Source organism: uncultured Tateyamaria sp., assembly GCF_947504105.1.
Taxonomy (GTDB): domain Bacteria; phylum Pseudomonadota; class Alphaproteobacteria; order Rhodobacterales; family Rhodobacteraceae; genus Tateyamaria.
Window position 1 is genome coordinate 1 of sequence record NZ_CANNGP010000164.1, and the last position, 522, is coordinate 522.

Annotated in this window: 1 pseudogene; it reads right to left on the reverse strand. The window is 54.4% G+C overall.

The annotated features are described in order from the left end of the window. Nucleotides 1-458, reverse strand: a pseudogene (locus tag Q1A75_RS24055) (transposase); the annotation flags it as partial. Between the last annotated feature and the right edge of the window lie 64 nt (nt 459-522).

The window sequence follows — 522 nt, forward strand, 5'->3', positions numbered from 1 at the left end:
CAGACGACGATATCCGAACCGCCGACGCTCATTCGCCAACTCACGTAGCCGCTTGCGCAGGGCCTCATCGCCCTGATCCTGCTTTTGGTACTGGAAGACCGACCTGTGAAGATCAGCCAATTCACACGCCCGACGCTCAGACAAGCCGTGCCGATCTATCACGTCCGACACAGCCCGTCTTTTGACATCGGACGTCAGTAGTTTTTTGTCGCGAGATCCTTCAGCGCAGCATTATCAAGCATCGCGTCCGCCAGCATGCGCTTCAGGCGATTGTTCTCGTCTTCGAGCGCCCGCAACTTCTTCGCGTCCGAGACGTTCATTCCGCCGAACTTGGCCTTGTATTTATAGAAGGTCGCATCGCTGATCCCGTACTTTCGGCACAGCTCCTGCGCTTTCACACCAGCTTCGTATTCCTTGATCATTCCAATGATCTGTTCGTCTGAAAATCTGCGTTTCATAGTCCATCCTTTCTTGGGACGGATTACTAGCACCTCAGTGGCCTGATTTCAGGGGGCTGGGTCA